Raw genomic sequence first — 13,102 nt, forward strand, 5'->3', positions numbered from 1 at the left:
TCAGCCCCCGAGATGCTGCTCGGGCCGATAGCCCAGGCGCAGCCCACCCCAATGCCGACCACGGACCATGATCGGCACCGACAGGTCATGCATCAGTTCACCGATGTCACGGGTATAGGTCTGCAACAGCACGGCCTGTTGATGGCTGCCGCAGCGAATGCCCGTGCGGTCGTCGAACTTGCGCTTGCTGCGGTTGCGCGCGGTGTCCAACACCGGATCGCCGGTCAGCGGCTGATTGAAGGCGGCGTTGTGGGTCGGGACATAGCCCTGCTGGGTACAGGCGATGGCGAACACCAGCCCCTCGTGGCGCTTGAGCAGCGGCTCCTGTACCTCGGGCAGTACCTGGTCGGTGTAGCGGTCGAAGCGGGTATGAAAACGTGGCGGAACGGTGCCTGGAATCGGCTGATAGTGGCGGTCGAACAGGTCATCCAGGCTGACCACGCCTTGCGTGATGTCGGCCTCGAAGCGCGCCGCGATCTGCTGCGCGCCTTCGCGGGCCAGGTCGTAGATGCGCTGGTGATAATCGTCCAGGCCCACCTGTGCCAGACGCTGGCTGATGGTTTCGGCCTGCTGCTCCATCTGCACGGCCGCTTCGGCCAGCCGGGTGGTCTGCTGGTCACTGACAGCCAGGTCGCTGCGCATCTGGTCGACGGCGACGAACAGATGGCTCAGTTGCTCCTGATTGGTCTGGGCGCCCTGGGCGATTTCCGCCACCTGGCTTTCGACGCCCGCTGCCAGGTCGGCCATGCGCCCAAGGTGTCGACCAGTGTCCTCGACCTGGCTGACGCCGCTGCCCAGGTCGGCAGACAACTGCTGGATCTGCGCCACCACCTGGGCGGTACGCTGCTGGATATCGGCGACCATCTGCCCGACCTCCTCGGTAGCCGTCGCGGTACGCCCGGCCAGGCCCCGCACTTCGTCGGCGACCACGGCGAAACCACGGCCATGCTCGCCGGCCCGAGCCGCCTCGATGGCGGCATTGAGGGCCAGCAGGTTGGTCTGGCTGGCAATCGACTGGATGACCTGGGCCACGCGCTGGATCTCTTCACTGCGCTGGCTGAGGGCACCGATGACTTCCCGGCTGTCCAGCGCCAGCTGGCTCAGGCGATGCATGCGCTCGATGGATTCGGCCAGTACGCTACGCCCGGCCTCGCTGCTGTGCCGCACTTCGCTGGCCGCGCCCAGGGCCTGCTGGCTCAACTGGGCAGTCTGTTGCTCGGTGGCGATCATCACATGCGCACTCTCGCTCACCTGTTCGGCGGCCTTGAGCTGCGACTGCACCCTGTCAGCCAATTGCCGCACGGCAAAGGACACGCTGGCTGCCGACAGCGCATTGTGACTGGTGGTGTGGGAAAGATCACGGGTCAGCCGGGTGATATCGCTATCGGCCTGCGCCACGCTACCCGCCTGCACGCTGGGCCGACGTAGCCAGGGCAGCCAGATCAGCGCCACGCCCAGGGGCAGACTCGCCCACAGTGGCAGAAGGCTCGAACCGGCGGCCAGCAGCAACAGACACACCCCCAGGCTCTGGGCGGCGCCGAGCAACCAGGCGGGTAAAGAACGAGGTTTCTGCGCGGCGGGTTCTGCCAGCTTCCCTGCAAACGAAAGGTTTTCGGCCATGGTGTTCATCCCTGCGTTTCTTCTTTTTAGAAGTCGATTAAACGCCAGACAACGGCCATTAGCCATGATCCGTTAGTGGTAGCTGGCCCTCATGAAGTGAATGCGGCCGGAAAAACGACGAACGGCGGCCACAACGAAACCGGGAGGCAATCGCTTGCCTCCCGGTCGGTGTCGCCCAACGCTGCCAGGTCGAATCAGTACTGGCGCTGATGCTTGTCGATGGACTCGTGACGCTCTTGCGCTTCGATGCAGTAGCGAGTGGTCGGGCTGATCAGCAAGCGCTTCAGGCCGATCGGCTCGCCGCTGTCATCGCACCAGCCAAAGGTGTCGTCAGCGATGCGCGTAAGGGCCATTTCCAGTTGTGGCAGCATGCGTTGGTCGCGCTCGATGGCGTTCACCAGCCAATGACGCTCTTCTTCCACGGAAGCGGCATCGGCAGGGTCTGCCGGGCTATCCAGGCTCTCGATGGCGGCACGACTCTTCTCGATGCGCTCATGGATTTCAACTTTCATGGACTGCAACAGCTCGACGAAGAAAGCGTGCTGCTCGGCATTCATGTAGTCATCGGCCGGCATGGCCAGCAACTGTTCCTTTGTCATTGATTTCTCTAATAAAAAACGTGCATTTAGCCGATCTGCAGAGGATCCGTGCGAGCCCCTGAAAGCGCCCGGCTTTCACGGCGAGGCCTCGGACTCCGGTCACGAGGGGCGGCAGTCTAAGGCCGCCTTGCGCACTCGGCAACCCACCTGCCCTGCGAATGACCAACAATTAGGGCAAAGACCTGTAAAAAAGCAGGGGCATGCACCCTGAGGCTGGCCCCTCGAGTCAGCAGCAGCCATCACAGGTCGTGCCAGTCGGCGTCGCGACGCCCTGGCAGTGGCGAGGCGGCCTTCACGCTCAGGCAATAGCTTTCACAACCCAGGGGCACACTCAGCGGATGCAGCCCCTTGGGCAGGCTGACCAGGTCATGATTTTCCACCGCCATGGCCTGGTCGATATGCCGGTCGAAGGTGTATACCCGCTGGAACACGAAGCGGTCGACCGGGCTGACCTGGTGGTAGCAGAGCTCTTCGACGGTGTCTGCCAACGCGTCGCCTTCAGGCGCTTGCACGGGCGGCAGGCAGCCGGACGAATAACCTGGCGGCGCATGCACTTCGATCACCAGCAGTGAATGAATCAACTGGGCATCGGACAGCACTTCGTAGACCAGACAGGTGCCGGTGCCCTTGCCGCGCATGCTGCGGCGCATACTGTCAGGCGTGATCAGCCGCGCGGGAAAAGGCCCACCCTCAGCGCCTGGCGCCGAGCAGACCGCCAGGCTGGCCGGCCCCAAGGCGAGGAACTGCGCCTGGCTATTGGGCGGCAGATAGATCGCATAAGGGGGCCGGCGCTCGAACACCGAATGCCGCGCACCGATATTGGCCCAGCCAAAGGCGCCCTGCCCCTGTGCCTCGCCATTGACGCTGACGCGCCCTCCCAGCAGCACCACACACTGTTCGCGGTCTTGTGCTGCCAACGGCAGAACCTCCCCGGCCTCCAGACGGTACGCCGCGAAGCCCAGATGCTTCGGCCCTGCGACAGGCAAGGTGACAATGCAGGTGCCAGTCGCCTTGCTTTTGGTCAATAGACTCATGCGGGCAGCTCCTTGCGACGATGGGCGGGCGGGCGAGCGCCTCAGGATACGGGGCGGCCAAAGCCGCTGCCAGCGAACCACATGCGCCTGACCGAACGGTATTGGCTTAAAGCTGGAGGATAGGTCCGAGTGGGAATGCCCGGTCGAACGGCTCCGACCTCATGTCGGAAAATCCGGTTGAACGCACCGGCATAAGCGCCGGGAAGGCAAAAAAATAGCTAAAAGCTATCGACCCAAGCCCCCCTGAGAACCTGGTATCAATGAGGTGTTTCGCGCAGCTGTCGCATAACGGTCAATGAATAGGGGCAAAAGCCCGTACTTCACGGGCTGCAGCCCGGGATGCGGCGTATTCGCATAACGCTTTCAGTTTGAAAGAATGAATTGTACAAAGAGGCAAAACGCCATCTATATTTTCGTCAACGCGCCAGGAACGGGTGCGTGCCGCACCGCACACCCAGGGAAATGACTCGTGCTCACCTTCTCTGAGTCTGCCGCCATGTTCTTCAAATCCAACAGTAAAGAAATCGCTGCCCTGCAACAGGTCATCGAACAGCAGGCCAGCCTGCTCAAGGCCATCGACCGGTCGATGGCCAGTATCGAGTTCGACCTCAATGGCGTGGTGCTGAGCGCCAATGACAATTTCCTCAAGACCATGGGCTATCGCCGCGAAGACATCGTCGGCAAACAGCACCGCATGTTCTGCACCCCGGAAGACGGGCGCAGCAGCGAATACGACCGCTTCTGGTCGCGCCTGCGCAGTGGCGAGTTCGTTTCCTCGACCTTCCGGCGCCTGGCCAGCGATGGGCATACCGTGTGGCTGGAAGCCAGCTACAACCCGGTGCGCGATGCTCAGGGCAAGGTGGTGAAAGTCATCAAGTATGCCGCCGACGTCACCCAGCAGGTCGAGCAAGCCAACGAAGCACGCAGCAAGCTGGAGGCGATCGACCGTGCCATGGCGGTGATCGAGTTCAGCCCTGATGGGCATATCCTCAAGGCCAACGCCAACCTGACCCGCACCATGGGCTACAGCGAGGCCGAGCTGGTCGGCAAGCACCATCGCATGCTGTGCCCGCGGGAAGTGGCCGAAAGTGCCGAATACGCTGACTTCTGGCGGCGTCTGAACAAAGGTGAGTTCTTCAGTGGCCAGTTCCACCGCAGCGGCCGCAACGGCCAGCCGATCTGGCTGGAAGCGACCTACAACCCGATCTATGACGCCAGTGGCAAGCTGTGGAAAGTCATCAAGTTCGCCTCCGACATCACGCCACGGGTCGAACAGCACGAACGTGACGCCAGCAGCGCCGCGCAGGCGTATCACATCTCGGTGGAAACTCGCAAAGTCACCGAACACGGCACCGAAGTGATCCAGCAGGCGGCCGAGGAAATGCGTCAGATCTCGCTGAACATCGAGGACTCGTCGCGGATCATTACCCAGCTGGGCGCGCGTTCAGAGCAGATCACCGCCATCGTCAACACCATCCGCAGCATCGCCGAGCAGACCAACCTGCTGGCCCTTAACGCGGCCATCGAGGCCGCCCGTGCTGGCGATCAGGGTCGTGGCTTCGCCGTGGTGGCCGATGAAGTGCGCCAGCTGGCAGGCCGCACCAGCCGCTCGACAGCGGAGATCTCCGAGATGATCGACATGATCCAGAGCGAAACCCGCCAGGCCATCGACAGCATGGACAACACGCGCACCACAGCGGTCAAGGGTGTCGACCTGGCCGACCAGGCCGGCTCGGTGATCGTCAAGATCAGCGAAGGCACCAATAACGCCGTGGACGCGGTGAAGATGTTCGCCAAGCTGGGCCACTGACCCACGGCCGGCTCAGCCGGCCGCGCGGTTCTTCTCGCTGAGGGCCTTGGCACGTTTCTCCAGCACCAGGTACACCACCACCGCCAGCAGCAACGGCAGCAGGAAATAGATCGCCCGGTAGCCGATCAGCGCGGCCAGCAGTGTGCTCTTGGAGAACTGATGGGCCAGCAGGGTGATGAACACGGTTTCCAGCACCCCGAGGCCTGCCGGGATGTGGGTGATGACCCCGGCGATGCTGCTGATCAGCAGCACGCCGAGAATCGCCGGATAAAACGCCTTTTCCGGTAGCAAGGTGAAGATCACCAGGGCCATCAGCGACCAGTTCAACGCGCCCAGGCCGGCCTGCAGCAGGGCCTGCCCCAACGAAGGCAGAACGATCTCCTGATCCCGCACCGTCCATGAGCGCCGCCTGGAGAAGCGGCAAGCCAGCAGGTAGGCCGCGCACAGGGCCAGCAATCCGAGACCGATCAGGCGTAGAGTCGTCGAGCCGATCGACCACTCAGGCGGCAGTTCCAGAAAACCTGCGGAAAACACCACCCCGGCCAGCAGCATGTAGCCCAACCAGTTGGTGATCAGGCTCAGGCTGAGAACACGAGTGATGGTCGGCACATCCAGACCCAGCCGTGAGTACAGCCGGTAGCGCAAGGCGATGCCGCCGACCCAGGAACTGAGGTTGAGGTTGAAGGCGTAGCAGACGAAGGTCACCGGGATCACCTGGGCGATGCTCAGCCGGTGGCGAGTGTAGAAACGCGCGAGGATATCGAAGCCGCAGTACACCAGGTAACTGGTGGCGGCCACCCCAGCCGCCAGTGCCAGGGTGCTGGCCTTGTAGGAACGCAGGGCCTGCAGTACTTCCTGCCAGTCGAGGTTCTTGACCAGCAGGAACAGCAACACCGGCACAGCGATGAAGAAGAACAGCTTCAGGCCCCGCTTGGCCCACGTCCAAGAGGGCGAATGCCCGTTGCGCTCCGCGGTGCCGGCCTGGCTCATGAGGTCTTCTCCTGATTTGACAGCTCGGCAGCCGCCTGCTGTTGATCCTTGATGACGCGGGCTTCAGGCATCACGTCCTTGGCCCGCAGCGGCTTGAGGCGCATGCCATGTACCGGGAACAGGCCGGCGATGGCCGGGAAATGCCGCAGGAAGTGGAAGCACAGAAAGATCATCGGTGCCCGCCACCACTGGCCACGTGCCGCGCCCTTGAGGGTGATCGGTACGCTATGGGCGGCGGCCAGACCCAACAGGTGCTCTTGCAGGTGCTGGTTCAGGCGCGCATCGCGGATGAACAGGTTGGCCTCCAGGTTCAACGCCAGGCTCAGCGGGTCGAGATTGCTGGAACCGACCGTGGACCACTCATGATCGATCAGCGCCACCTTGCCGTGCAGCGCGCGCTGCTTGTACTCGTGGATCACCACACCGTCGCGCAGCAGGTAGGTGTAGGTCAGCCGCGAGCAGACGCGCACGAAGGGCATGTCCGGCTTGCCCTGCAGAATCAGCGTGACCTTCACCCCGCGTCGCGAGGCGTTGCGCAATTCGCGCAGGAAGCGGTAGCTGGGAAAGAAGTAGGCATTGGCCAGGGTAATCCGCGTATTGGCCTTGCGGATCGCCGCCAGGTACTGCTCTTCGATATCGGTGGTGTGCTGCTGGTTGTCACGCTCGGCCAGCAGCATGCGCGCACTGCCGGCATGCTCAAGGCGCAACGGCACCGGTTCCAGGCGCCTGCGCACCGCCGGGCTGAGCATGTGCAGGGCGCTGTGATGGATATCGGCGATGATCGGCCCACGCACCCGCACCGCGTAGTCCTGCTTGGCAGTCAGGCCGGTGTCGGTCATGTGATCGACGCTGTAGTTGATGCCGCCGATGAACGCCTGTTCGCCGTCGATCACCACCACCTTGCGATGCAGGCGGCGGAACAGGTTGGTGCGCATGCCCATGAAGCGCGGCTGCGGATCGAACAGCTGGATCTGTACGCCGGCGTCGATCATCTGCTTGACGAACACCGAGCTGAGATCGCAGGTGCCGTAGTCGTCGACAGTGACCACCACTTGCGCTCCATTGCCGGCCGCTTCGATCACCGCCTGCTGCAGCCCCTCACCAATGCGATCCTCGAAAATGATGAAGGTCTCGATCAGCACCTGCCGACGGGCGCTGCGGATCGCTTCGAACACCGCCGCATAGAAGTCTTCGCCATTGATCAGCAACTCCACCGAGTTGCCATCACGCCATATGCCTTGGGTCACAGGCTCACCTCCACGGCCAGGGGCGCATGGTCGGACAGATGCGACCAGGGCCGATTGGACAACACACGCGGGCGGCGGCTCTGCGCATTGGCCACGTAGATGCGGTCCAGGCGCAGCAGCGGCCAGCGCGCCGGAAAACTGCGCGCCGCAGCGCCGGTGTGATGCACGAAGACTTCATGCAGGCCGGTGCCTTCGAGCAGCGCATCGGCGCGCAGGCGCCAGTCGTTGAAGTCGCCGGCGACGATCACCGGCTCCCCCTCGGGCAGACGCCGGACCAGTTGCGCCAGCAGGCGGATCTGCTGTTCGCGGTGCTTCTCGCGCAGGCCCAGGTGTACACACACGGCATGTACTTCGCCGAACTGCGGCACCTCCAGCACGCAGTGCAGCAGGCCCCGCTCTTCGGTGCCATGAATCGACACATCGAGGTTCTCGTGACGCACGATGGGGTATTTGGAGAGCAGCGCGTTGCCGTGGTCGCCTTCCGGATAAACCGCATTGCGGCCATAAGCGAAGCTGCTCCACATGCTGTCGGCGAGGAACTCGTACTGGGAGATGGTCGGCCAACCCTCGACCCGGCTGGCATGGCGCTGGTGCTCACCATGCACCTCCTGGAGAAACACCACGTCAGCCGACACGCTGCGCACCGCTTCGCGCAGCTCCGGCAGGATGAAACGGCGATTGAAGAAGCCAAAGCCCATATGCATGTTCATGGTCAGTACGTTCAGTGAGAGGCTGGCCGATACCGGCTGCCGGGCGCCGACGGGCGGATGGGCACGGGTCAACAACGCTTGCTCCTTCTGGGACCGGCGGCGGGCCAGGGACAACCTGCCGTTCAGAGCATATGAAGCCTGCCGGGCCAGGGGGTTCCGTCGCTTGTCGGGCAGCGCCGGTCGCGCCCTGGCGCGGCTGCCGGTGGTCGTTGCGCACGGAACTTTGCCGTCGCGCAACGATTCACCCGTTGACGGCAAGCCCCATGCTGGACGGCCAGGAGGCCCACCATGAAACCTGTCATTGCACTGCTTCTGCTGTGCGCCTGCCCACTGGCCCGTGGCGAGGCCTGCGATGTGACGACCCGGCCGGCCAGCGGCCAGGTGCCGGTGGTCCAACCCCACCAGTGCTACGAGTATCAGGGCATGCCCGAAGGCTCGATCGACTGGTCGTGCAGCAATCAGGACCAGGGCGCCAGCCCCAGCAGCAAACGCAAGGTCGCGCGCTGCCCACAGGGTGCCGTGGCGTCCTGCTCGGCGACCCTGACCCAGGAGTCGCTGGCCAGTGAACGCTCGGCCAGCCGCGAGCCAGGCCAGGACAGCCCGAACATTCCTGATGGCGCGCGGGTGATCACCTGGTACTACGAGGTGCAGCCGCAAGGCCAGACCCAACGTGACTGCGAGCACAATGGCGGGACCTTCACCTTTCCGGTGCAACCCGGTCCTTAGTCCGCGCCCCTGCTCAACAGTCAGCGCCCCCAGGCGCGGGCGGCCAGGGAACGATCTCCCAGGTCTGCGCTCTATCGGCCTGACAGCGCCGTCCTCGCTGGTCGGCAGCATGGCGCTACGCGCTGATGAATATTGCCTAGACTCAGCTGAAGCCGTTTGCCCCCTGCGGTAGGCACAAGCCTTGCTTGGCCTGTGCAACCGCGCGACAAGCGGCTGAAATCCGTCGCATCAGGCAACCTGGTGAAGGATGTCTCGCCGTTCGATCAACCCTGGTTTGGAATCCTGCTGTGGCCATTCTTTCTGCGCATCGCTACACCCTGAAAGCCCGCTGGTTGCACTGGGTCATGGCTGCTCTGGTCGTGCTCGCCTACTGCCTGATCCTCAGCCGGACCCAGTTCGAGCGGTTCTCGCCTTATCGCGCGATGGTCGTCCAGGGACATTTCATGGTCGGCCTGTTGCTGCTCGGCCTGGCGTTCTTCCGGGTCGCCGAGCGACGCCGCCACAGCCCCCCACCCATCAACCCGCCATTGCAAGGCAGCTTGCAACGCCTGGCGACCCTGACCCATTACCTGATGTACGCCTTTCTGTTCGTCCAGCCGGTACTCGGCCTGCTCACCGTCATGGTGGAAAAAGGCGCCTTGCCGATCGTCTTCACCGGCTGGTCGATCCCCTGGCCGCTGCCGACCTCAGGACGGGTCGCCGAACGCTTCGAAGATTTGCACAAGCTGTTCGGCTCGCTGTTCTACTTCGTCGCCGGTGTGCACATGATCGCGGCGCTCTGGCATCACTTCATCCGCAAGGACAACACCCTCAAGCGCATGCTGTGAACGGCGTCGAATTCTGCTCGACAAGCCTCCGTGCAGGCAGAAGGACAGGCTATGATCTGCGCCTGTTTATTTTGCCTACATGATTGAAGGACTTTTCATGCGCACGCGGCTATTGACTACCCTGGCGGTGATCCTGGGTTCGGTTTCCTCCTTCCAGGCCCAGGCCAGCAGTGACGACTCCTGCTATCCGCGCTGGTCGCTGATCAAGGAAAACCTCGAGGGGTGCAACAACCTGCCGTTCCTCAGCCCCGGCAACGACTCCCAGGTCAACCTGCGCTTGCTGCTCGCCGACAAGGGCGCGTTGCCGCTCAATCCGCAACCGCTGCAAGCCGTAGACCTGGACTCGGGCTACGGACCTGTGCCCTTCCCGACCTATCGACTGCGCCCAACCGACCAGCCGAGCGCCCCTGAATCCTCCACGCCGGAAAACGCCAGCCTGGCGCGCCTGCAAGCCATGGGCCTGGCGCTGCCCGAGCACAGCGCCGGTGACGACTTCCTGCAGGGCGAAGGCAGCCGCTGCCGCAGCAACGACGTCTCCAGCGCCCAGGACTTCATCGACCAAGTGCTGGACAGCCCGGACCTGGCAGACAATGAGCGCAAGACCCTGGCCGAGGCGCGCCTGCAGATGCTCGGTGCCTGCAGTTGGGAGCCCGCGCAGCAGGCCAGCCTGATCCCCGCCAGCCTGCCCTCGCCCGCCGCCCAGGCATTCGCGACCTACCTGCGCGCCGCCGCCGACTTCTATAGCGGTCGCTTCGACGAAGCCAGCCAGGGTTTCACTGCACTGGCCGGCAGCTCCCAACCCTGGCTCAAGGAAACCGCGGCATACATGAGCGCGCGCACGCTGCTCAACCAGGCGCAGCAGGACGCTTTCGACGAATACGGCCAGCTCACCGAAGAAATCGCCGACAAGGCCCTGGCGCAACAGGCCGCTCAGGGGCTGCAGGCCTACCTGTCTGCCTGGCCACAAGGGACCTATGCAGCTTCGGCCAGGGGCCTGCTGCGCCGGGTTTACTGGCTCAGCGGCGAGGATGAACAACTGACCACCGAGTACATCTGGCAATTGACCCAGGCCCGCGAAGAACAGCGCAACGTCGACCTCGACGAACTGGTCAACGAGATCGACCTCAAGCTGTTGGGCGCCGGGACTGGCATTCTTCCCGACCCCATGCTGATGGCCGTCAGCGACCTGCTGATGATGCGTGAACAGAACCAAACGCGCCTGTCGCTGGACGATCTGCAGGCCCAGAAGGCGGTGTTCGACAGCCAGCCGGCGCTGTTCGACTACTTGCAGGCGGCGCATGCCCTGTACGTGCAGGACGACCCGGCCAAGGCCCTGACCTTGCTGCCCGCGGCCCCGGCGGCCAACCTCGACTACCTGGGCTTCAGCCAGCAGATGCTGCGTGGCCTGGCCCTGCAGGCCCGGCAGGACTGGAAAGGCGCGCAGCAGACCTGGCTGGCAATCCTGCCCCAGGCCAATGCGCCCTTGCAGCGCGAACAACTGGAGCTGGCCCTGGCGATGAGCTACGAGCGCGACGAGCAACTGGCGCGGGTGTTCGCCAGCGACTCGCCGATCCGCTCGCAGCAGGTGCGCAACATCCTCCTCAGCCATGTGGCCGATGCCGAGCTGCTGCGCCAGCAAACTACCCAGGGCATGGATGAACAGGAACGCCAGCTGGCGCTGTTCGTGCTGCTGTACAAGGATCTGCTGCGCAGCCGCTACGCGGATTTTGCCGAAGACTTCAAACGCCTGCCCAGCCCGATGGCCGGCGAGAACCTCGGCCGTGCGCTGGACTACTTCTACTTCAACCAGCAGGCGCCTACCCTGGCGATGTTCCAGTGGCAGGGCGACAAGGCCGAATCCGGCTATGCCTGCCCCACCATCGCGCAGACCGCCGCCGCACTGCAGGCCGACAGCAAGGATCCCAAGGGGCTGAACTGCCTGGGCGAGTTCATCCTGCGCAATCGCCTGGACAGCATGTCCCTGGATCAACGCCGCGACGCCGACACCCTGGGCGGCACCGCGCCAGGCTTTACCGGCGAGGTGTATTCACGCCTGGACGGCTATCGCCAGGTCATCGACAACCCCAAGGCCGGTCGCGACGAGAAAGCCTACGCACTGTTCCGCGCGATCAACTGCTACGCGCCCTCCGGCTATAACAGCTGCGGCGGCCAGGAGGTCGAGCCGCCGGTACGCAAGGCCTGGTTCCGCCAACTCAAGACCACCTACGCCAGCACCCAATGGGGCCAGACCCTGCAGTACTACTGGTGAAATCCGTGAGGGCATGGCGCTGGCTGGCGCTGTTCGGCCTGCTCGGCGCCTTGCCGGCAGCCGCAGCGGTAGACGCCCGCCACTACGATGCCTTCTGGCTCTGGGCCGGCGTCGAGGGGCAACCGGTGCTCGCCGAGGCCAGGACCCTGTACTTGCTGCAGGGCCAGGTCAGCCAATCGCGACGCAGCGGCCAGGTCAACTTCATCGCCCAGGGCCCGGCGGTCAGCCGCCTGCCGCAGCCGGAACTGTGGATCGTCTACCGCGCCCACACGTTGCGTTGGCCAGATTCGGTGTATCGCCAGTTGTTCGCCCAGGTGCGACGCTGGCGGGCCGCTGGCAACCCGGTTATCGGCATCCAGATCGACTTCGACGCGCGCACCCGCTACCTGGACGAATACGTCAGCTTCCTGCGCGACCTGCGCCAGCGCCTGCCCGCCGACTACCGCCTGAGCATCACCGGCCTGCTGGACTGGAGCAGCCACGCCGACGCCAACGCCATCGCCGACCTCAAGGGCGTGGTCGACGAAGTGGTGGTACAGACCTACCAGGGCCGCCACAGCATCCCCGACTACGGCGCCTACCTACCCCGCCTGAGCCGCCTGGGCCTGCCATTCAAGGTGGGCCTGATTCAGGACGGCCATTGGCAGGCCCCCGACTTTCTGAGCGACAGCCCCTGGTTCCGCGGCTACGTGGTGTTCCTGCAGAACCGCTGAGCGCCGCCGAGCGCTTTTTTCGCTTAAGCGCATGAAAAATCTGAAAAAACATTTGCATAAGAAAAAGCGTTCGACTACATTAGCGCACCTCGACGGACGCAACGTCCGAAACGAGCTACGGTGAGATGTCCGAGTGGTTTAAGGAGCACGCCTGGAAAGTGTGTATACGAGAAATCGTATCGAGGGTTCGAATCCCTCTTTCACCGCCAAATTGAAAAAACGCGAAGCCCCTGATTTCATTGAATGAATCAGGGGCTTCGTGGTTTTCGGCGTCTTAAAAAGTCCCCCATGGGAACGCCCATGAGAACATTTTGGGAATGGACCTACATCTGTAGGGCGTTTTCCAGCATGCCGATCACGTCCGGACCGTCCTCGTTGACCCAGATGCCGTAGTGCTTTCGGATCATCTTGCCGTCGGCGAGCCGCTGCAGTTGCCGGTCAAACTCTTCGGCGGCTACTCGGGCATCTGGAGCGCCATGATTTCCTCGCTGCCAGTCATGCGCCCGGCGTAGCGATCAAATGGACGAAATAATCAAGCCTGCTGCGTCAATTCCCCT

At 63.6% G+C, this 13,102-nt stretch carries 10 protein-coding genes, 1 tRNA gene and 2 pseudogenes; 7 read left to right on the forward strand and 6 right to left on the reverse strand.

Annotation, left to right across the window (positions count from 1 at the left end):
• From RRX38_RS06880 to RRX38_RS06890, 3 genes are all read right to left on the reverse strand, one after another.
• Positions 1-1,686 carry a methyl-accepting chemotaxis protein gene (locus tag RRX38_RS06880; protein WP_410524872.1) on the reverse strand — a complete coding sequence of 562 codons (1,686 nt, stop codon included), beginning with the start codon at positions 1,684-1,686 and terminating at the stop codon, positions 1-3.
• 128 nt (positions 1,687-1,814) lie between these two features.
• On the reverse strand, positions 1,815-2,219 hold the full coding sequence (locus RRX38_RS06885) for a TraR/DksA family transcriptional regulator (RefSeq protein ID WP_295470156.1): 405 nt from the start codon (positions 2,217-2,219) through the stop codon (positions 1,815-1,817).
• A 239-nt stretch (positions 2,220-2,458) separates the two neighbouring features.
• Positions 2,459-3,253 carry a 5-deoxy-glucuronate isomerase gene (locus tag RRX38_RS06890; protein ID WP_315962027.1) on the reverse strand — a complete coding sequence of 265 codons (795 nt, stop codon included), beginning with the start codon at positions 3,251-3,253 and terminating at the stop codon, positions 2,459-2,461.
• Between the two features lie 496 nt (positions 3,254-3,749).
• On the opposite strand from RRX38_RS06890, the pseudogene RRX38_RS24985 reads away from it, so the two are divergent.
• Positions 3,750-4,523 (forward strand): annotated as a pseudogene (locus RRX38_RS24985) (PAS domain-containing protein); the annotation flags it as partial.
• Between the two features lie 108 nt (positions 4,524-4,631).
• Positions 4,632-5,063: pseudogene (locus RRX38_RS24990) on the forward strand (methyl-accepting chemotaxis protein); the annotation flags it as partial.
• Between the two features lie 12 nt (positions 5,064-5,075).
• On the opposite strand, the gene RRX38_RS06900 reads toward RRX38_RS24990, so the two are convergent.
• Genes RRX38_RS06900 through RRX38_RS06910 form a run of 3 tightly spaced genes read right to left on the reverse strand, consistent with a single transcriptional unit; the run spans position 5,076 to position 8,082 of the window.
• Positions 5,076-6,053, reverse strand: coding sequence for a lysylphosphatidylglycerol synthase domain-containing protein (locus RRX38_RS06900; RefSeq protein ID WP_315962028.1), 978 nt, complete (start codon positions 6,051-6,053; stop codon positions 5,076-5,078).
• A complete protein-coding gene (gene clsB, locus RRX38_RS06905; protein ID WP_315962029.1) occupies positions 6,050-7,300 on the reverse strand; it encodes a cardiolipin synthase ClsB in 1,251 nt (416 codons plus the stop codon). Before clsB ends, RRX38_RS06900 begins: the two co-directional genes overlap by 4 nt.
• Complete coding sequence (locus RRX38_RS06910; protein WP_295470459.1) at positions 7,297-8,082, reverse strand: endonuclease/exonuclease/phosphatase family protein; 786 nt, start codon at positions 8,080-8,082, stop codon at positions 7,297-7,299. Before RRX38_RS06910 ends, clsB begins: the two co-directional genes overlap by 4 nt.
• 216 nt (positions 8,083-8,298) lie before the next feature.
• On the opposite strand from RRX38_RS06910, the gene RRX38_RS06915 reads away from it, so the two are divergent.
• The 5 genes from RRX38_RS06915 (at position 8,299) to RRX38_RS06935 (ending at position 12,754) form a co-directional block, all read left to right on the forward strand.
• The gene (locus tag RRX38_RS06915; RefSeq protein WP_295470148.1) at positions 8,299-8,736 is read left to right on the forward strand and encodes a hypothetical protein; all 438 of its coding nucleotides are present in this window, start codon (positions 8,299-8,301) and stop codon (positions 8,734-8,736) included.
• A gap of 287 nt (positions 8,737-9,023) precedes the next feature.
• On the forward strand, positions 9,024-9,563 hold the full coding sequence (locus RRX38_RS06920) for a cytochrome b (RefSeq protein ID WP_315962030.1): 540 nt from the start codon (positions 9,024-9,026) through the stop codon (positions 9,561-9,563).
• A 97-nt stretch (positions 9,564-9,660) separates the two neighbouring features.
• Positions 9,661-11,832: an outer membrane assembly lipoprotein YfiO gene (locus RRX38_RS06925; protein ID WP_315962031.1), complete on the forward strand. Its 2,172-nt coding sequence runs from the start codon at positions 9,661-9,663 to the stop codon at positions 11,830-11,832.
• A complete protein-coding gene (locus RRX38_RS06930) occupies positions 11,802-12,545 on the forward strand; it encodes a DUF3142 domain-containing protein (RefSeq protein WP_315962032.1) in 744 nt (247 codons plus the stop codon). The genes RRX38_RS06925 and RRX38_RS06930 overlap by 31 nt, the downstream gene beginning before the upstream one ends.
• A 119-nt stretch (positions 12,546-12,664) precedes the next feature.
• Positions 12,665-12,754, forward strand: a tRNA-Ser gene (locus RRX38_RS06935).
• Positions 12,755-13,102: the final 348 nt, after the last annotated feature.

It is taken from the genome of Pseudomonas sp. DTU_2021_1001937_2_SI_NGA_ILE_001 (assembly GCF_032463525.1).
Lineage (GTDB): Bacteria > Pseudomonadota > Gammaproteobacteria > Pseudomonadales > Pseudomonadaceae > Aquipseudomonas.

Coding starts and splice junctions, on each gene's coding strand:
- RRX38_RS06880 (WP_410524872.1), bottom strand. CDS start 1,686: ATGGCTAATGGCCGTTGTCTGGCGTTTAATCGACTTCTAAAAAGAAGA.
- RRX38_RS06885 (WP_295470156.1), bottom strand. CDS start 2,219: ATGACAAAGGAACAGTTGCTGGCCATGCCGGCCGATGACTACATGAAT.
- RRX38_RS06890 (WP_315962027.1), bottom strand. CDS start 3,253: ATGAGTCTATTGACCAAAAGCAAGGCGACTGGCACCTGCATTGTCACC.
- RRX38_RS06900 (WP_315962028.1), bottom strand. CDS start 6,053: ATGAGCCAGGCCGGCACCGCGGAGCGCAACGGGCATTCGCCCTCTTGG.
- RRX38_RS06915 (WP_295470148.1), top strand. CDS start 8,299: ATGAAACCTGTCATTGCACTGCTTCTGCTGTGCGCCTGCCCACTGGCC.
- RRX38_RS06925 (WP_315962031.1), top strand. CDS start 9,661: ATGCGCACGCGGCTATTGACTACCCTGGCGGTGATCCTGGGTTCGGTT.
- RRX38_RS06930 (WP_315962032.1), top strand. CDS start 11,802: ATGGGGCCAGACCCTGCAGTACTACTGGTGAAATCCGTGAGGGCATGG.